We start from the raw sequence: 17,681 nt of genomic DNA on the forward strand, positions 1-17,681 counted from the left end.
AGAGGAGCAAAAATCATAATTTCACCTCCCAAAAATGAATTAATCCAATATTATATTATTTTAGTTATGATTTCAAGCTGTTATGCTAACTTATAGTATTTATAAACAACAACTATTTACTAAACAAAAAAGACTGTCAAATCAACGATTTAACAGTCTTTTCTATACCGGCGGCCGGGGTCGAACCGGCACGCCCTCGCGGGCACTGGATTTTGAGTCCAGCGCGTCTGCCAATTCCGCCACGCCGGCATGAAATAATTTTGCAAGGCGGTAACCGGATTTGAACCGGTGATGAAGGTTTTGCAGACCTCTGCCTTACCACTTGGCTATACCGCCATATTGCAATGTAAATTTCTCTAATAGAGAAAAACTGGGGTAGCTGGATTCGAACCAACGCATGACAGAGTCAAAGTCTGTTGCCTTACCGCTTGGCGATACCCCAAAAATTTAAAGTTAAGGGCGACTGATGGGAATCGAACCCACGAGTGGCGGAACCACAATCCGCTGTGTTAACCACTTCACCACAATCGCCATAGAACACTTGGCAAAAATTTAAAACTAAGGGCGACTGATGGGAATCGAACCCACGAGTGGCGGAACCACAATCCGCTGTGTTAACCACTTCACCACAATCGCCATAAATTTTAACAGGGATAGTAGGAATCGAACCCACAATGACGGTTTTGGAGACCGTAGTTATACCGTTTAACTATATCCCTACTTTTAAATGGAGGAAAGTGGATTCGAACCACTGAACCCTAAGGAACGGATTTACAGTCCGTCGCGTTTAGCCACTTCGCTATTCCTCCAAAATGGCGCAAGACAGAATCGAACTGCCGACACACGGAGCTTCAATCCGTTGCTCTACCAACTGAGCTACTGCGCCAAAAATATAAAACGGTCTGGACGGGACTCGAACCCGCGACCTCCTGCGTGACAGGCAGGCATTCTAACCAGCTGAACTACCAAACCGTGATTTAATGGAGGTTAACGGGATCGAACCGCTGACCCCCTGCTTGTAAGGCAGGTGCTCTCCCAGCTGAGCTAAACCTCCAATAACTATAAATGACCCGTACGGGAATCGAACCCGTGATACCGCCGTGAAAGGGCGGTGTCTTAACCGCTTGACCAACGGGCCAATAAAAACTTAATACGGAGAGTAAGGGATTCGAACCCTTGAGACAGTGTTCACCGCCTACATGATTTCCAATCATGCTCCTTCGGCCTCTCGGACAACTCTCCAGAGTTAAAAGAAGCAACTATTACTCATAAATCCTATATTAAGGAACTCCGGCAGTAGGACTCGAACCTACGACATCATGATTAACAGTCATGCGCTACTACCAACTGAGCTATGCCGGAATAACAACGAGCGCGGCGACGTCCTACTCTCACAAAGGGAAACCCTTCACTACAATCGGCGCTAAGAAGCTTAACTTCTGTGTTCGGCATGGGAACAGGTGTATCCTTCTCGCTATCGCCACCACACTGGGTGTTGTTGTATTCAATTGAGTGATGATTCACTCAAAACTGGATTGAAGCTTGTAATCAATGCTTACCAAGATCATTTATTTTATTTCTTTTGGTTAAGTCCTCGACCGATTAGTATTGGTCCGCTCCGTACATCACTGCACTTCCACTTCCAACCTATCTACCTCATCATCTCTGAGGGGTCTTACTTTCTTAAAGAAATGGGAAATCTCATCTTGAGGTGGGCTTCACACTTAGATGCTTTCAGCGTTTATCCCTTCCCTACATAGCTACCCAGCAATGCCCTTGGCAGAACAACTGGTACACCAGCGGTAAGTCCATCCCGGTCCTCTCGTACTAAGGACAGCTCCTCTCAAATTTCCAACGCCCGCGACGGATAGGGACCGAACTGTCTCACGACGTTCTGAACCCAGCTCGCGTGCCGCTTTAATGGGCGAACAGCCCAACCCTTGGGACCGACTACAGCCCCAGGATGCGACGAGCCGACATCGAGGTGCCAAACCTCCCCGTCGATGTGGACTCTTGGGGGAGATAAGCCTGTTATCCCCAGGGTAGCTTTTATCCGTTGAGCGATGGCCCTTCCATGCGGAACCACCGGATCACTAAGCCCGACTTTCGTCCCTGCTCGACTTGTAAGTCTCGCAGTCAAGCTCCCTTCTGCCTTTACACTCTGCGAATGATTTCCAACCATTCTGAGGGAACCTTTGGGCGCCTCCGTTACCTTTTAGGAGGCGACCGCCCCAGTCAAACTGCCCACCTGACACTGTCTCCCAGCCCGATTAGGGCTGCGGGTTAGAGGGTTCATAACACAAGGGTAGTATCCCACCAGCGCCTCTACCGAAACTAGCGTTCCGGTTTCATCGGCTCCTACCTATCCTGTACATGTGGTACAAACACTCAATATCAAGCTACAGTAAAGCTCCATGGGGTCTTTCCGTCCTGTCGCGGGTAACCTGCATCTTCACAGGTACTAAAATTTCACCGAGTCTCTCGTTGAGACAGTGCCCAAATCGTTACGCCTTTCGTGCGGGTCGGAACTTACCCGACAAGGAATTTCGCTACCTTAGGACCGTTATAGTTACGGCCGCCGTTTACTGGGGCTTCAATTCTGAGCTTCGCCGAAGCTAACCCATCCTCTTAACCTTCCAGCACCGGGCAGGCGTCAGCCCCTATACTTCATCTTTCGATTTTGCAGAGACCTGTGTTTTTGATAAACAGTCGCTTGGGCCTATTCACTGCGGCTGACCGAAGTCAGCACCCCTTCTCCCGAAGTTACGGGGTCATTTTGCCGAGTTCCTTAACGAGAGTTCGCTCGCTCACCTTAGGATACTCTCCTCGACTACCTGTGTCGGTTTACGGTACGGGCAGTTGTTTTCTCACTAGAAGCTTTTCTTGACAGTGTGACATCAGGAACTTCGGTACTATTATTTCCCTCCCCATCACAGCTTGTCCGTATAGAGTAAAGCATTTGACTCTACTCAAGACTTACTGCTTGGACATGCACTTCCAGTCGCATGCATTCCTTAGCCTCCTGCGTCCCTCCATTGTTCAAACAAAAACAACTGGTACAGGAATATCAACCTGTTGTCCATCGCCTACGCCTATCGGCCTCGGCTTAGGTCCCGACTAACCCTGGGCGGACGAGCCTTCCCCAGGAAACCTTAGTCATACGGTGGACGGGATTCTCACCCGTCTTTCGCTACTCATACCGGCATTCTCACTTCTAAGCGCTCCAGCCGTCCTCACGATCGACCTTCAACGCCCTTAGAACGCTCTCCTACCATCACACCAGAGGTGTGATCCACAGCTTCGGTAAACTATTTAGCCCCGGTACATTTTCGGCGCAGGGTCACTCGACTAGTGAGCTATTACGCACTCTTTAAATGGTGGCTGCTTCTAAGCCAACATCCTAGTTGTCTGTGCAACCCCACATCCTTTTCCACTTAATAGTTATTTTGGGACCTTAGCTGGTGGTCTGGGCTGTTTCCCTTTCGACTACGGATCTTATCACTCGCAGTCTGACTGCCGAATATGAATGAATGGCATTCGGAGTTTATCTGAATTCGGTAACCCGAGATGGGCCCCTAGTCCAAACAGTGCTCTACCTCCATCATTCTCAACTTCGACGCTAGCCCTAAAGCTATTTCGGAGAGAACCAGCTATCTCCAAGTTCGTTTGGAATTTCTCCGCTACCCACAGCTCATCCCCGCACTTTTCAACGTACGTGGGTTCGGTCCTCCAGTGCGTTTTACCACACCTTCAACCTGGCCATGGGTAGATCACATGGTTTCGGGTCTACGACTACATACTCATTCGCCCTATTCAGACTCGCTTTCGCTGCGGCTCCGGCTCTTCACCTTAACCTCGCATGCAATCGTAACTCGCCGGTTCATTCTACAAAAGGCACGCTCTCACCCATTAACGGGCTCGAACTTGTTGTAGGCACACGGTTTCAGGATCTATTTCACTCCCCTTCCGGGGTGCTTTTCACCTTTCCCTCACGGTACTGGTTCACTATCGGTCATTAGGGAGTATTTAGCCTTGCGGGATGGTCCCCGCGGATTCCGACGGAATTTCTCGTGTTCCGCCGTACTCAGGATCCTCCTAGGTGCTGTCAAGATTTCGTCTACGGGGCTATTACCCACTTTGGCGGACCTTTCCAAGTCCTTCGACTATCCTGACAGACTACCATATCGGAGTCCTACAACCCCAACAAGCAAGCTTGTTGGTTTGGGCTCTTCCCGTTTCGCTCGCCGCTACTCAGGGAATCGAATTTTCTTTCTCTTCCTGCAGGTACTTAGATGTTTCAGTTCTCTGCGTCTACCTCTAACCAGCTATGTATTCACTGGAAAGTAACATCCTATAAAAGATGCTGGGTTCCCCCATTCGGAAATCTCTGGATCATAGCTCACTTACAGCTCCCCAAAGCATATCGGTGTTAGTCCCGTCCTTCATCGGCTCCTAATGCCAAGGCATCCACCGTGCGCCCTTATTCACTTAACCTTGTCAACCTTGCGGTTGGGTCTTGACTACTTCTTCTAGCGATAGAAGGTTGGTCAATAAAATAAGCTTCGAACAATTAATTAATTAACTCTTCAACGCGGTGTTCTCGGTTTGTTTTGATTACTTTTTTCACTTCAATATCCAGTTTTCAATGAACAATCTAGTAACCATTGGTTACTAATGGAGCCTAGCGGGATCGAACCGCTGACCTCCTGCGTGCAAAGCAGGCGCTCTCCCAGCTGAGCTAAGGCCCCAGTAAAGCTATACAATTGAGAGTAGACCTCTCAAAACTGAACAAAGTGTTGACGAACCGTGTAGTTCCGTAGTATTCCTTAGAAAGGAGGTGATCCAGCCGCACCTTCCGATACGGCTACCTTGTTACGACTTCACCCCAATCATCTATCCCACCTTAGGCGGCTGGCTCCAAAAGGTTACCTCACCGACTTCGGGTGTTACAAACTTTCGTGGTGTGACGGGCGGTGTGTACAAGGCCCGGGAACGTATTCACCGCGGCGTGCTGATCCGCGATTACTAGCGATTCCGGCTTCATGTAGGCGAGTTGCAGCCTACAATCCGAACTGAGAGAAGCTTTAAGAGATTTGCATGACCTCGCGGCCTAGCGACTCGTTGTACTTCCCATTGTAGCACGTGTGTAGCCCAGGTCATAAGGGGCATGATGATTTGACGTCATCCCCACCTTCCTCCGGTTTGTCACCGGCAGTCTCGCTAGAGTGCCCAACTGAATGATGGCAACTAACAATAAGGGTTGCGCTCGTTGCGGGACTTAACCCAACATCTCACGACACGAGCTGACGACAACCATGCACCACCTGTCACTTTGTCCCCGAAGGGAAAGCTCTATCTCTAGAGTGGTCAAAGGATGTCAAGACCTGGTAAGGTTCTTCGCGTTGCTTCGAATTAAACCACATGCTCCACCGCTTGTGCGGGCCCCCGTCAATTCCTTTGAGTTTCAACCTTGCGGTCGTACTCCCCAGGCGGAGTGCTTAATGCGTTTGCTGCAGCACTGAAGGGCGGAAACCCTCCAACACTTAGCACTCATCGTTTACGGCGTGGACTACCAGGGTATCTAATCCTGTTTGCTCCCCACGCTTTCGAGCCTCAGCGTCAGTTACAGACCAGAGAGTCGCCTTCGCCACTGGTGTTCCTCCATATATCTACGCATTTCACCGCTACACATGGAATTCCACTCTCCTCTTCTGCACTCAAGTCTCCCAGTTTCCAATGACCCTCCCCGGTTGAGCCGGGGGCTTTCACATCAGACTTAAGAAACCGCCTGCGCTCGCTTTACGCCCAATAAATCCGGACAACGCTTGCCACCTACGTATTACCGCGGCTGCTGGCACGTAGTTAGCCGTGGCTTTCTGGTTAGATACCGTCAAGGTAAGAGCAGTTACTCTCCTACTTGTTCTTCTCTAACAACAGAGTTTTACGATCCGAAAACCTTCTTCACTCACGCGGCGTTGCTCGGTCAGACTTTCGTCCATTGCCGAAGATTCCCTACTGCTGCCTCCCGTAGGAGTCTGGGCCGTGTCTCAGTCCCAGTGTGGCCGATCACCCTCTCAGGTCGGCTATGCATCATGGCCTTGGTGAGCCGTTACCTCACCAACTAGCTAATGCACCGCGGGTCCATCCATCAGTGACACCCGAAAGCGTCTTTCAAATCAACACCATGCGGTGTCGATTGTTATGCGGTATTAGCACCTGTTTCCAAGTGTTATCCCCCTCTGATGGGCAGGTTACCCACGTGTTACTCACCCGTCCGCCACTCCTCTTTTCAAGTGAGTGCAAGCACTCGGTAGAAAAGAAGCGTTCGACTTGCATGTATTAGGCACGCCGCCAGCGTTCGTCCTGAGCCAGGATCAAACTCTCATAATAAAAGTTGAACACGATCTTGCGATCGTTAAGCTCATTTGTTTGCTAGCATATTGCTTCGCTTGTTAAAAATTGTTGTTTGTTTTCACCGTTGTGAAAACAACCTACACATTTGGTTTGTCTTACTTTGTTCAGTTTTCAAAGGTCTACGTTGTTACCTCGCAGCAACTTTTATATCATATCAAATCTTCGATTCAATGTCAACACTTTTTTGAAAAAGTTTCAAAGTTTTTTCTGCTTGGCGTTGTCGTTCGTTCCATCGACAACTTCATTAGTTTATCAGGTTGTTTGTTATTTGTCAACAACTTTCTTCCTGATTTTTCAATGTTTTAATTGCTTTTTTCATCAGCAACTTTGTTATTCTATCATGAATTACTTTTATTCGTCAAGAAGAAATTTTACTTTTTTTCTCAACAAATTTCTAGCAAAGAACATCAATCAGAACATGTATAAATATAACAATACTTATCATAAAATGCAACTAGAAAATGCCTAAATTTCGTTCTTTTTTTTCTTAGCGAACAAATTTAGATAACTTCAAATCAGCATTCGGTTTTTCTACTACATTCATCATATATAGCGCTCAATCATTCGGCTAATTATCAAAAAAAAGTAGGTGCTTTTCGCACCTACTCGTTGTCTTCACTATTTTCTACTATTGGAATATGGATTCTGAATATCGTTCCTTGATGAATGACACTTTCAGCATCGATTCTTCCTTTATAATTTTCCACCAATTGCTTGGCGATTGACAATCCTAATCCATTACCGCCTTTGTTTCTAGCTCTGGCTTTATCTACTCTATAAAAACGATTAAAAATTTTATCGAGTTCGTCTTCTGAAATTCCTTCTCCAAAATCCTGAATCGCGATTTCAAATTCATTTAGTGTTTTAGAGATCGAGATATGGACTTCTTTTCGAGTTGTAGAGTATTTTACCGCATTATCTAAAATAATGATCAGCAATTGTTCAAAGTGATTACGATAAATCCCTAACTTAACTTCATGTAGCAAATCATCATCCAGTGTGATCACAAAATCAGGATATAGAAGTTTGAAGTTATTAAACACCTGATACACGACTTGTTTAGCGTTAGTTGTGTGATTTGGGTAAAGTGTATCTACTTGTTCTGCACGAGATAAATCCAGCATTTCTTGGACAAGGCTTTTCATTCGAGTGATTTCCTGTAAACTAGCCTCTAAAGATTCATCTAAAACCTCTGGATCTTCTTTTCCCCAACGATTTAATAGATTTAAATGTCCCTCGATAATCGCGACTGGTGTCCGCAGTTCATGAGAAACGTCTTCTACAAATTGTTCTTGTTGTTCAATATAGCGTCTCATCCGATCTAACATTTCATTAAAGATTTCAGCAAGATCCGCCAACTCGTCATTTGAGTGTATGTCCGGCATGTGAATACTAGACTGCGGATTTTTTCGAATCGTATCCATAGTATCTCTCAGTACTTTCAAAGGTTTCAAGAAATAAGAAGATAGTAGGAATCCTAATACACTGCTAAGTATCAGTGAAATGACTTCCAGAATGATTAAGGTCAGCAGCAAATGATTTTTAATTGCGTAAAAAGAAGACAGCTCATAGAAGGCTTGAATATAACCAGTTTTTTCTCTTGTACTCTTTGAATACACTGGTTGGATAATCAAGTAACCTGTTTTATCGTTTAATGTCTTGATCTCTGCCTTCTGCTTTCCTTTTTTGACCAATTGATTCTGTGCTTTTTGGGTTTCAAAAAGTAATGTTCCTTCCGGATCAAATACAGATAAAAATAGTGCCGGTTGTCCTAGCTCTGAAAGCATGCTGTCCATCTCCATCAACGAACCTTCGACTGAAACTTTTTTGTTGTTCAGATCATTTGTATCTAAGCTTGGCGTTTTTAACTTTTCATAGACCTCCGATACAGTCAAATCAGCTTCAACATTAGACAAACGATTCCCCACTTCGGCAACCGTCCTTTCAGCATTCTCCCGTTCTTTTTGAACAATGAGGCTAACAGATGTCTTATATGTAATAACAGCGAATATCGTAAAAACAACGAATATGAAGAAAGAACTTGCAAAGGCCCACTTGATCGTCAAAGAAGGCCCCTTCAGTTCTTTTCTTTCTATCTTTTTTGATTTTAACGGTCTCACGAGCGCATCACATATCCTGTTCCACGAACGGTTTGGATATAACTTTCTTCGCCAGGAACATCAATTTTATTACGCAAATAGCGGATATAAACATCAACTACGTTCGTTTCAACTTCTGTTTCATAACCCCACACTTTGTTTAAAAGAACATCTCGTGCTAAAACAACATTGACATTTTCCATCAATGTCAAAAGAAGCTCATACTCACGTTTAGTCAATTCTATCATTTCAGAATTACGGCGAACGACGCGATTTTCTTTTTCAATCGTTAAGTCACGATATGTAATTGTTGTTTGTTTCGCTACATTTTTATCTCCTTCGATATCGATACGACGAAGCAATGCGCGTAAACGTGCCAAAAGTTCTTCAATTGCAAATGGCTTTACGATATAGTCATCGGCACCATGATCTAAACCAGATACACGATCGATCACAGAATCACGAGCTGTCATCATGATGATCGGCGTATTTTTTACTTGGCGGATTCTACGGCAAACTTCAAGACCATTTAATTCCGGCAACATCAAATCTAAAAGAATGGCATCCCACTCATCATTCAAGGCTGCTTCTAAGCCTGTACGTCCATTATAGTGAACTTCTGTCGTGTAACCTTCATGTTTTAATTCAAGCTCTACAAAACGAGCTAAGTTTTTTTCATCTTCAATAATAAGAATATTACTCATTGGTTATTTTTCCTCTCTCTTTAAAAGCTATCTTAAAGCCTACCTATTATACCCACTTTTATCTTAAAAAGCTAGCAACAACCTATTTTCACTTCGTAACAGAGAGAAAACCATGAGAAGATTCTTAATCCCATGGCTTTCGAACATATTATTCTTCGTTATACCAGCTATAGTGGTATGTTCCTTCTTTATCAGTACGTTGATACGTATGAGCTCCAAAGTAATCTCTTTGTGCCTGAATGATATTTGCAGGCAATCTTTCTGAACGATAAGAGTCATAGTATGCAATAGCTGAGGCAAATGTTGGTACTGGTACGCCAGCCTGTACAGCAATCGAAACAACATCACGTACGGATTGCTGATATTTTTTTGTAATATCGATAAAGTAGTCATCTAAGAGTAAGTTCTCAATCGTTGGGTTTTTATCATATGCATCTGTAATTTTTTGTAAAAACTGTGCACGGATGATACATCCCGCACGCCAAATTTTTGCAATGTCACCAAATGGCAGATCCCAGTCATAATCTTCTGATGCAACACGCAGCTGAGCAAAACCTTGAGCGTAACTCATGATTTTACTGAAATAAAGTGCTTCGCGGATTTTTTCGATCAATTCTTTCTTATCTCCTGAATACACTGCTTTTTCAGGTTTTGCTAATACTTTACTAGCTTTTACACGTTCCTCTTTATATGCTGAAATAAAGCGGGCGAAAACAGACTCCGTAATCAGTGGTAACGGTACACCCAAGTCTAAAGAGCTTTGGCTTGTCCATTTACCAGTTCCTTTATTCCCAGCAGCATCTAAGATAACATCAACGATTGGTTGTCCTGTTCCTTCATCGTCTTTACGTGTCAAAATATCTGCAGTGATCTCCACAAGATAACTATCTAATTCACCTTGATTCCACTCTTTGAAAATCTCAGCCATTTCGTCTACAGAAAGACCAAGGATATTTTTCATAAGATCATACGATTCTGCAATCAGCTGCATATCTCCGTATTCGATACCGTTGTGGACCATCTTCACATAGTGACCAGCTCCGTTAGGACCGATGTATGTCACACATGGTTCACCATCTTCCGCTTTTGCAGAAATCTTTTCTAAAATAGGAGCGACTAATTCGTATGCTTCCTTCTGCCCACCAGGCATGATCGAAGGTCCTTTCAAAGCACCTTCTTCACCACCTGAAACACCAGTTCCGATGAAGTTGATTCCAGAGTTCGCTAATTCTTCATTTCTACGAATCGTATCTTTGAAGAATGTGTTTCCGCCATCGATCAAAATATCGCCTTTATCTAAATGAGGTAATAATTCTTGGATCGTTGCATCAGTCGCAAAGCCTGCTTGAACCATCAACATGATACGACGTGGTTTTTCAATAGAATCTACAAACTCTTCGATCGTGTATGTTGCTTTAAAATTTTTATCAGGGTGCTCTTCAACAACATCTGTTGTTTTCGATCCTGTACGATTAAATAGAGCAACTGAATAGCCTCTACTTTCAATATTCAATGCTAGATTTTTTCCCATCACGGCCATTCCGACTACGCCAAATTGTTGTTTTGTCATCTTGTATCCTCCTACTGTCTTTGAAAAGAAATTCATTAGAAGTTTCTTATAATCTACATTATTATAACGTAGAATGATTGATATGAAAACAAAAATAGTTCGATTACGTTCATTTTTATCGTTTATGTAAAATTCTAGACATTTCTTCTTCGCTCAAAAACACTTTCTCATAAAATAAATCCCCTAGGCTCCATGGTTAGCCTAGGGGATTTGGAACATTTTCAAAAAAATGTTTTATGCTTCTTTAGAGACTACGTCTTTTCCATCGTAATGACCACATGCTGGACATACGTGATGGCTTTTTCTCATTTCACCACAGTTTGAACATGCATTCAAACCTTTGATTGTTAATTTGTAGTGAGTACGGCGTTTGCCCTTTTTAGCTTTTGAAGTTCTTCTAGCTGGTACTGCCATTGGTGTTCCACCTCCTTGTAAAGATGTGTGCAGCGAGTGCACGATATATTCCAATCTTACTTAGTCATCATCGCTATCTGCTGTTTCGTTAAATAACTCAGATAATTTGGCAAGACGAGGATCCGTTGTTTGTTGTGCTTCTGTTTCTCTTTTTTCCAAGTATGCTTCTTCTGACAAAACTTCCCAATCATTTCCTTTAGGCATGTCATTGCTTGTTTGTTCTTCTTCTGTCAACACTTGAATCGGTATCGCTAAAAGAATGTTGTCTTCTACAGATTCGTCTAAATCGATCGTCGGCTTCTCCAACAAAATGATTTCTTCATCTGATAAACGATCATCTTTGTTTTGATATTGTTCTTGTGTCATAAACACTTCGTCAACATCAATCACCATACTTAGCGGAACAGGAGTTAAGGAACGTGAAGATGGTACCGTTACAATAACATCGATTCGATAATGAATCAAATACTCCTCTTTGCCAACTGATAAGATTCCAGTCGTTTTTACAGGACTAACATCCAAAATCAAATGATCCCGCTTCATCAATGATGCTTTTAAATCTAATGTCTCCGAGAATTCTAATGGATTGTCTTTGTATTTATTTAGTTCTAGTAAAGACCATTTCATATTCATCACCTCTTAACGCAACAAAAGCAATTATACAGGGGGATGAAAGCTTTGTCAATGAAATTTTCTTGACAGTATTTTCTTCTTACACTTTTTTTCAGCTGAGTCTCTTCTATTCTTAATTTTTAATGGTAAAATAAACCAAAGGAGGAGTTATATGAATGCATTCAAATTTGAACATGTCTCTTTTATTCGGGATAAAAAGACACTGTTAAATAACGTAACTTGGTCCGTTGATTCATCTGAAAATTGGGCCATTTTGGGATTGAACGGTGCAGGCAAGACGTTGCTTTTACAATTGATTTGCGGTTACCTTTGGCCTTCATCCGGGAGGTTGGAAGTCTTAGATGAAGTTTTTGGGCATACCTCGATTCCAGAGCTACAACGAAGGATCGGCTGGGTCAGCACTGCTTTACAGTATCGAATGAAAAATTGGGAAACAGCTGAACGCATCGTTTTATCTGGTAAATTCGCCAGTATCGGCATCTACCAAGAGTATACAGACGAAGAGTTAGAGGAAGCTAAAATGATTTTGACCAACGCTGGGGGTGCTTCATTGATCGGAAAAAAATATGAAGTGCTATCTCAAGGCGAACGACAACTTGTGTTGATCTCTAGAGCTTTGATGGCACATCCAGAATTATTGATTCTAGATGAACCTTGTAACGGGCTTGATTTATTTGCACGAGAAAAACTACTGAATCAAATCCAGCAAATCGCAACTCAAAAAAATCATCCAACTTTGCTTTATGTGACACATCATACAGAAGAGATCCTTCCTTGTTTTGAACATTTGATGTTGTTGAAAGACGGAGAAATTTATGCAAAAGGCGCTCGTGACAGCCTTTTTAACGAAAAAAACTTTACTGACTTTTATAATGAACCCATTCAGATCGTTTCTTTAAAAGAAGATCGTTTTGCAGTCTATCCCAAATAATTGGAATAATGAGTGTTTAGCTTGATCAACTAAAGTGCATTTAGTCTATTCCGTGCTTTAGTTGATCAAGCATTTTTAATTTTCTTTTGAAAAAGCTGTTATAGCCTCAATAAACTGTTCACCGTACTTATCCAGCTTGTTTTGACCTACTCCTTTTATTTGAAGCAGCTGAATCGAATTTTTAGGTCGTTTTTCACACATTTCTTTTAAGGTGCTATCTGAAAAAATTAGATACGGCGGAACACTAGCATCCTGTGCTAAATCCAATCTTAGTCCTCTCAACACTTCAAACAATGCGTCATCTACAGCTGCAACTTTCCTTACGCGCTGATCTTCTTTTCTAAAAACTGTTTGTTTGCCTAATAACACCTGAACACCAGTAGGAGAAACAGATAACAACGGGTATTGTCCGTCAGATGGTGTCAAATATCTTTCTGCAGTGAGGTAGTCGATGAGCTGAGTGACTTCCTTTTGGGTACGATCTTTCATTAGTCCATAGGTCGGTAAACGATGGAAATGCCACTGATCGATTTTTTGATCCTTTGAACCAGTCAATACTTTACCAACTAAACCTTTACCAAATTTTTCTCCCATACGTTTGACGCATGACAGGACTTTTTGAGCATCGACTGTCACATCGACTAATTCTCGTTCATCTAAACAATTGGAACAGCGACCGCATTCTGTTCCCTGCTCACCAAAATAACGTAAAATGAATTGCTGTAAACACATTTGAGCATTGGCATACTGTGACATTTCACGCAGCTTCATATATTCTTTTTGCTTGTAGTCGATCGTCATCTCAGATTGATCGATAAAAAACTGCTGGATTTGCAGATCCTGAGGTCCGTATAACAATACAGCATCACTTGGCAGCCCATCACGACCAGCACGACCAGCCTCTTGATAGTAGGACTCAATATTCCCTGGAATTTGAGCATGGATGACAAACCGTACATTACTCTTATTAATCCCCATACCAAATGCATTTGTAGCAACCATCACCTGTATTTTGTCAAATAAAAATTCCTCTTGATTATGATTTCGATCACTCTCATTCATACCTCCGTGGTACATACCAACAGCAATTTTCTTACTTTTCAATAAATGATAGATCCGTTCTACTTCTTTTCTAGTGCTGGCATAGACAATTCCCGACTGATCTTTGTTCATCTTTAAGTATTCCAGCAAATAAACGTCGCGGTTTTGATCTTTCACTACTTGAAAGGATAAGTTTTCACGGGCAAATCCTGTTTGAACTTGATTCTGTTTTGGTATGTGTAATTGCTCTAAGATATCCTCTGCAACTTGAGGTGTCGCTGTAGCAGTCAATGCAATGACTGAAGGCTGTTGCTGAAATTGTTCGATGATTTCAGCTAAACGTAAATAACTAGGACGAAAATCATGTCCCCATTGCGAAATACAGTGTGCCTCATCCACAGCCAGTAAATCGATGGGTACATGTAAAAGCAGCTGCTGAAAATCAAATGACTCTAAACGTTCAGGTGCTACATAAAGCAGTTTAACTTTTCGGTCTACAGCCAGTTGAACTCGTTTGTTCATCTCTTGCTGAGAAATCGTGCTATTGATAAACGTCGCAGGGATCCCCATCATGTTGAGCGCATCGACTTGATCTTTCATCAAGGAAATCAACGGCGAAATCACTAAAGTCAAATTCTCTAAAGCAAGAGCAGGCAGTTGATAGCAAATCGATTTGCCGCCGCCTGTGGGCATGATCCCTAATACATTTTCTTTATTTAAGACATGATTGATGATTTCTTCTTGACCTTGACGAAAATCATCATAGCCAAATTTTTCTTTTAATAGTGCTTTTATGTCAATCATGTGGTTCGCTCCATTCTTTGTATATGACAGTTATTTTAGCACGCCCTATCTTGCAATTCAATAAAGGATCGTGGTTCATCGTGAAACAAATCTGTTTTCGTGAAACATATTTATCCTTAACTCTTTTTCAAAAATCCTTATTTACCAAGCTTTATAAAATAGTATACGCATTTTTTTAGCTTTCCATTTAGAGTTATCCACAAAAAAAGATGGGACACAACAATTATTGTCATGTCTCATCTAATTTCGTGTAGCTAAGAAATAGTCAAACGACGAGTTTATTCTGCTACTTTTTTCTTTTTACTTGCTTTTTCACGTTCGTTTTTGTTTAAAATTTGTTTTCTTAAACGGATGCTTTCTGGTGTTACTTCACAGTACTCATCTTCATTTAAGAATTCTAATGATTCTTCTAATGTAAGCTTTTTAGGTTTTTTGATCACTGACGTTTGGTCTTTAGTTGCAGAACGTACGTTAGTCATTTGTTTAGCCTTCGTAATATTTACTGTTAAGTCATTATCACGGTTATTCTCACCGATGATCATTCCTTCGTAAACTTCAGTTGTTGGTTCTACAAAGACTGTTCCGCGTTCTTCAATACTCATGATACTATACGTAGTTGCTTTACCTGTATCGATAGAAACAAGTGCGCCTTGGTGACGTCCACCGATCGTTCCTTGGATCATCGGTAAGTATTGATCAAAAGTATGGTGCATGATTCCATAACCACGAGTCATTGATAAGAACTCAGTTGTATAACCGATCAAACCACGAGCTGGCGCTAAGAAAATCAAACGAATTTGACCATTACCAGTATGGATCATGTCTTGCATTTCACCTTTACGTTGGCTTAATGATTCAATGACACTACCCATATATTCTTCCGGTGTATCGATTTGAACACGTTCAAAAGGTTCACATTTTACACCTTCGATCTCACGTTCAATAACTTCTGGACGAGATACTTGTAATTCATACCCTTCACGGCGCATGTTTTCGATCAAGATCGACAAGTGCAATTCACCACGACCAGAAACAGTCCAAGCATCTGGAGCAATTGGTTCTACGCGTAGTGATACGTCTGTTTGTAATTCCGCCATCAAGCGTTCTTCGATTTTACGCGCTGTGACAAATTTACCTTCACGACCGGCAAAAGGAGAGTTATTTACTAAGAATGTCATTTGTAATGTTGGTTCGTCGATGTGTAGAATCGGTAAAGCTTCTTGATGTGCTACATCAGCAACTGTTTCTCCAACGAAAATATCTTCCATACCAGAAACAGCAATCAAATCCCCAGCTTTTGCTTCATTGATCTCAACACGTTGTAAGCCGAAGAAACCAAAGATTTTCGTTACACGGAAATTTTTCACGCTGCCATCTAGTTTCATCAAAGCAACTTGATCGCCAACTTTCATTGTGCCTCGGAAAACACGACCAATACCAATACGTCCAACGTAATCATTGTAATCTAATAATGAAACTTGGAATTGTAATGGTTCATCTGAGTTATCAACTGGAGCTGGTACATGATCGATGATTTGATCAAAAATCGGCGCCATAGTTGGTTCTTGGTCTTCTGGGTTATCTGAATTACTTGAGGTTCCATTTAAAGCTGATGCATATACAACTGGGAAATCCAATTGATCATCATCTGCACCTAATTCGATAAATAATTCTAAGACTTCATCCACAACGTGTTCAGGACGAGCAGATGGTTTATCGATTTTATTTACTACAACGATCGGTGTTACTTTTTGTTCTAATGCTTTTTTCAATACGAAACGAGTTTGAGGCATCGTTCCTTCGTAAGCATCGACAACTAAGACTACCCCATCGACCATTTTCATGATACGCTCTACTTCACCACCGAAGTCCGCGTGTCCAGGAGTATCTAAAATATTGATGCGTGTGCCATTATAATCTACGGCTGTATTTTTGGCTAAAATCGTGATCCCACGTTCACTTTCGATCGCATTTGAGTCCATCGCACGTTCTTGCAGCTGCGTATGTCCATCTAATGTTTGCGATTGTTTTAATAATTCATCCACCAAAGTTGTTTTCCCATGGTCGACGTGGGCGATGATTGCTACGTTTCTGATATCTTCTCTGTATTTCACTGTAATTGCTCCTTATCCTTTAGCCTTACGTCACTTGTTCATTAAATCCGACTGTTTATTATAGCAAACTTTTTTCATGAAATATAGTCTAAAGCTTTCAAAAGTTGTGAAAACTTCATGATTTTCTTGCTATTTTCTGAAAAATAGCACATTATTCGCTAAAAATCAACCTCAGACTTCGTTTACTTATCTAAAAAGTTTGTTCTAATTTCATTATATGCCTTTGGAGTTGCTGCTAAAAAGTACTCACGACCAGAAAACGATAACTCTTCTCCTTCTATAGTAGAGTAAAGGAAATTGAATTCCTCTAGTAAAACCAATCCAGCTGCATAATCCCAAGGGCTCAAATTAGAGACATAACCAATATGATTGCCTTTTAACATGGCGATCAACTCGATACCTGCACAACCACTCACACGTACACCCATCGAAGCATGTCCGATTTCTCTAGCACAGTGGATATCTTCACCAAACATGTAGGCATTCATCCCAAGTAAGCCAGCTGATAGTCCTAAATTTTGCGGCTGTATCAGCTTTTGTTCTCCCAGGAACACACCGATCCCTTTTCCGCCCCAGCATAACTCATCTTTCATCACATCATAAATAAACCCTAGTTTTCCGATCCCATCTTCAAAAACAGCGATCATGATACAAAAGTTTTCCTGCTCCATCACAAAATTCATCGTACCGTCGATTGGATCGATGATCCAGACGCGGCCTGCTAGAGAGTCGATTGTGCTGTACCCTTTTTCTTCTGCCAAAATCTTATCAGCTGGATACTGTTCTTTGATTTTTTTGATCAGCAACGCCTGGGTCTCCTCGTCAACATTCGTTACTAAATCTGTCCGCCCTGATTTTTGCGAAACAGCCATCTCAGTTGATAAACTAGTTTTGATAAACACAGCGGCTTCTTGCATCCATCCTTTGATTTCAGTAATCATTTTTTCTGTCATCCTC

The 17,681-nt window shown here is 42.1% G+C and carries 9 protein-coding genes, 14 tRNA genes and 3 rRNA genes; 1 reads left to right on the forward strand and 25 read right to left on the reverse strand.

Annotated features, from left to right (window positions below; translation table 11 throughout):
- Positions 1 to 165 precede the first annotated feature (165 nt).
- The 22 genes from IGI58_RS00675 to IGI58_RS00780 form a co-directional block, all read right to left on the reverse strand.
- Positions 166 to 249: transfer RNA gene (locus IGI58_RS00675), tRNA-Leu, on the reverse strand.
- Between the two features lie 16 nt (positions 250 to 265).
- Positions 266 to 336, reverse strand: a tRNA-Cys gene (locus IGI58_RS00680).
- Positions 337 to 370: 34 nt separating this feature from the next.
- A tRNA-Gln gene (locus IGI58_RS00685) sits at positions 371 to 442 on the reverse strand.
- A gap of 16 nt (positions 443 to 458) precedes the next feature.
- A tRNA-His gene (locus tag IGI58_RS00690) sits at positions 459 to 531 on the reverse strand.
- Between the two features lie 32 nt (positions 532 to 563).
- Positions 564 to 636: transfer RNA gene (locus IGI58_RS00695), tRNA-His, on the reverse strand.
- Between the two features lie 12 nt (positions 637 to 648).
- Positions 649 to 719 (reverse strand) — tRNA-Trp (locus IGI58_RS00700).
- Between the two features lie 9 nt (positions 720 to 728).
- A tRNA-Tyr gene (locus tag IGI58_RS00705) sits at positions 729 to 809 on the reverse strand.
- A gap of 4 nt (positions 810 to 813) precedes the next feature.
- Positions 814 to 886: transfer RNA gene (locus IGI58_RS00710), tRNA-Phe, on the reverse strand.
- Positions 887 to 898: 12 nt separating this feature from the next.
- A tRNA-Asp gene (locus tag IGI58_RS00715) sits at positions 899 to 972 on the reverse strand.
- 9 nt (positions 973 to 981) lie between these two features.
- Positions 982 to 1,054 (reverse strand) — tRNA-Val (locus tag IGI58_RS00720).
- Between the two features lie 12 nt (positions 1,055 to 1,066).
- Positions 1,067 to 1,138, reverse strand: a tRNA-Glu gene (locus tag IGI58_RS00725).
- Positions 1,139 to 1,153: 15 nt separating this feature from the next.
- A tRNA-Ser gene (locus tag IGI58_RS00730) sits at positions 1,154 to 1,242 on the reverse strand.
- A 46-nt stretch (positions 1,243 to 1,288) separates the two neighbouring features.
- A tRNA-Asn gene (locus IGI58_RS00735) sits at positions 1,289 to 1,362 on the reverse strand.
- Positions 1,363 to 1,372: 10 nt separating this feature from the next.
- Positions 1,373 to 1,488, reverse strand: a 5S ribosomal RNA gene (rrf, locus tag IGI58_RS00740).
- A 94-nt stretch (positions 1,489 to 1,582) separates the two neighbouring features.
- Positions 1,583 to 4,494 (reverse strand): 23S ribosomal RNA (locus tag IGI58_RS00745).
- A 181-nt stretch (positions 4,495 to 4,675) separates the two neighbouring features.
- Positions 4,676 to 4,748, reverse strand: a tRNA-Ala gene (locus tag IGI58_RS00750).
- An 82-nt stretch (positions 4,749 to 4,830) separates the two neighbouring features.
- Positions 4,831 to 6,390, reverse strand: a 16S ribosomal RNA gene (locus IGI58_RS00755).
- The 16S, 23S and 5S rRNA genes sit together here with 14 tRNA genes alongside, the layout of an rRNA operon.
- Before the next feature lie 626 nt (positions 6,391 to 7,016).
- Positions 7,017 to 8,534: a HAMP domain-containing sensor histidine kinase gene (locus tag IGI58_RS00760; RefSeq protein ID WP_429955056.1), complete on the reverse strand. Its 1,518-nt coding sequence runs from the start codon at positions 8,532 to 8,534 to the stop codon at positions 7,017 to 7,019.
- The gene (locus tag IGI58_RS00765; RefSeq protein WP_087641517.1) at positions 8,531 to 9,217 is read right to left on the reverse strand and encodes a response regulator transcription factor; all 687 of its coding nucleotides are present in this window, start codon (positions 9,215 to 9,217) and stop codon (positions 8,531 to 8,533) included. Before IGI58_RS00765 ends, IGI58_RS00760 begins: the two co-directional genes overlap by 4 nt.
- Positions 9,218 to 9,365: 148 nt before the next feature.
- On the reverse strand, positions 9,366 to 10,787 hold the full coding sequence (gene gndA / locus IGI58_RS00770) for an NADP-dependent phosphogluconate dehydrogenase (protein ID WP_087641516.1): 1,422 nt from the start codon (positions 10,785 to 10,787) through the stop codon (positions 9,366 to 9,368).
- Between the two features lie 234 nt (positions 10,788 to 11,021).
- Positions 11,022 to 11,201 carry a 50S ribosomal protein L32 gene (gene rpmF, locus IGI58_RS00775; RefSeq protein ID WP_069634653.1) on the reverse strand — a complete coding sequence of 60 codons (180 nt, stop codon included), beginning with the start codon at positions 11,199 to 11,201 and terminating at the stop codon, positions 11,022 to 11,024.
- A gap of 60 nt (positions 11,202 to 11,261) precedes the next feature.
- On the reverse strand, positions 11,262 to 11,828 hold the full coding sequence (locus tag IGI58_RS00780) for a YceD family protein (RefSeq protein ID WP_087641515.1): 567 nt from the start codon (positions 11,826 to 11,828) through the stop codon (positions 11,262 to 11,264).
- Between the two features lie 157 nt (positions 11,829 to 11,985).
- Between IGI58_RS00780 and IGI58_RS00785 the strand changes: the two genes are divergently transcribed.
- Positions 11,986 to 12,765: an ABC transporter ATP-binding protein gene (locus IGI58_RS00785; RefSeq protein WP_429955052.1), complete on the forward strand. Its 780-nt coding sequence runs from the start codon at positions 11,986 to 11,988 to the stop codon at positions 12,763 to 12,765.
- A gap of 75 nt (positions 12,766 to 12,840) precedes the next feature.
- Here IGI58_RS00785 and recQ read toward each other — a convergent pair whose 3' ends face one another.
- From recQ to IGI58_RS00800, 3 genes are all read right to left on the reverse strand, one after another.
- On the reverse strand, positions 12,841 to 14,610 hold the full coding sequence (recQ, locus tag IGI58_RS00790; protein ID WP_429955050.1) for a DNA helicase RecQ: 1,770 nt from the start codon (positions 14,608 to 14,610) through the stop codon (positions 12,841 to 12,843).
- 278 nt (positions 14,611 to 14,888) lie between these two features.
- A complete protein-coding gene (gene typA, locus IGI58_RS00795; RefSeq protein WP_429955048.1) occupies positions 14,889 to 16,724 on the reverse strand; it encodes a translational GTPase TypA in 1,836 nt (611 codons plus the stop codon).
- Positions 16,725 to 16,906: 182 nt separating this feature from the next.
- Positions 16,907 to 17,677, reverse strand: a complete 771-nt coding sequence (locus IGI58_RS00800; RefSeq protein WP_429955046.1) for an inositol monophosphatase family protein — start codon at positions 17,675 to 17,677, stop codon at positions 16,907 to 16,909.
- Between the last annotated feature and the right edge of the window lie 4 nt (positions 17,678 to 17,681).

The sequence above is a fragment of the Enterococcus sp. AZ020 genome (assembly GCF_050499205.1).
GTDB classification, from domain to species: domain Bacteria; phylum Bacillota; class Bacilli; order Lactobacillales; family Enterococcaceae; genus Enterococcus_L; species Enterococcus_L dunnyi.

What these genes read in the sequence shown, in the direction of transcription:
- IGI58_RS00765 (WP_087641517.1), bottom strand. Translation starts at nt 9,217, where the DNA reads ATGAGTAATATTCTTATTATTGAAGATGAAAAAAACTTAGCTCGTTTT.
- gndA (WP_087641516.1), bottom strand. Translation starts at nt 10,787, where the DNA reads ATGACAAAACAACAATTTGGCGTAGTCGGAATGGCCGTGATGGGAAAA.
- rpmF (WP_069634653.1), bottom strand. Translation starts at nt 11,201, where the DNA reads ATGGCAGTACCAGCTAGAAGAACTTCAAAAGCTAAAAAGGGCAAACGC.
- IGI58_RS00780 (WP_087641515.1), bottom strand. Translation starts at nt 11,828, where the DNA reads ATGAAATGGTCTTTACTAGAACTAAATAAATACAAAGACAATCCATTA.
- IGI58_RS00785 (WP_429955052.1), top strand. Translation starts at nt 11,986, where the DNA reads ATGAATGCATTCAAATTTGAACATGTCTCTTTTATTCGGGATAAAAAG.
- recQ (WP_429955050.1), bottom strand. Translation starts at nt 14,610, where the DNA reads ATGATTGACATAAAAGCACTATTAAAAGAAAAATTTGGCTATGATGAT.
- IGI58_RS00800 (WP_429955046.1), bottom strand. Translation starts at nt 17,677, where the DNA reads ATGACAGAAAAAATGATTACTGAAATCAAAGGATGGATGCAAGAAGCC.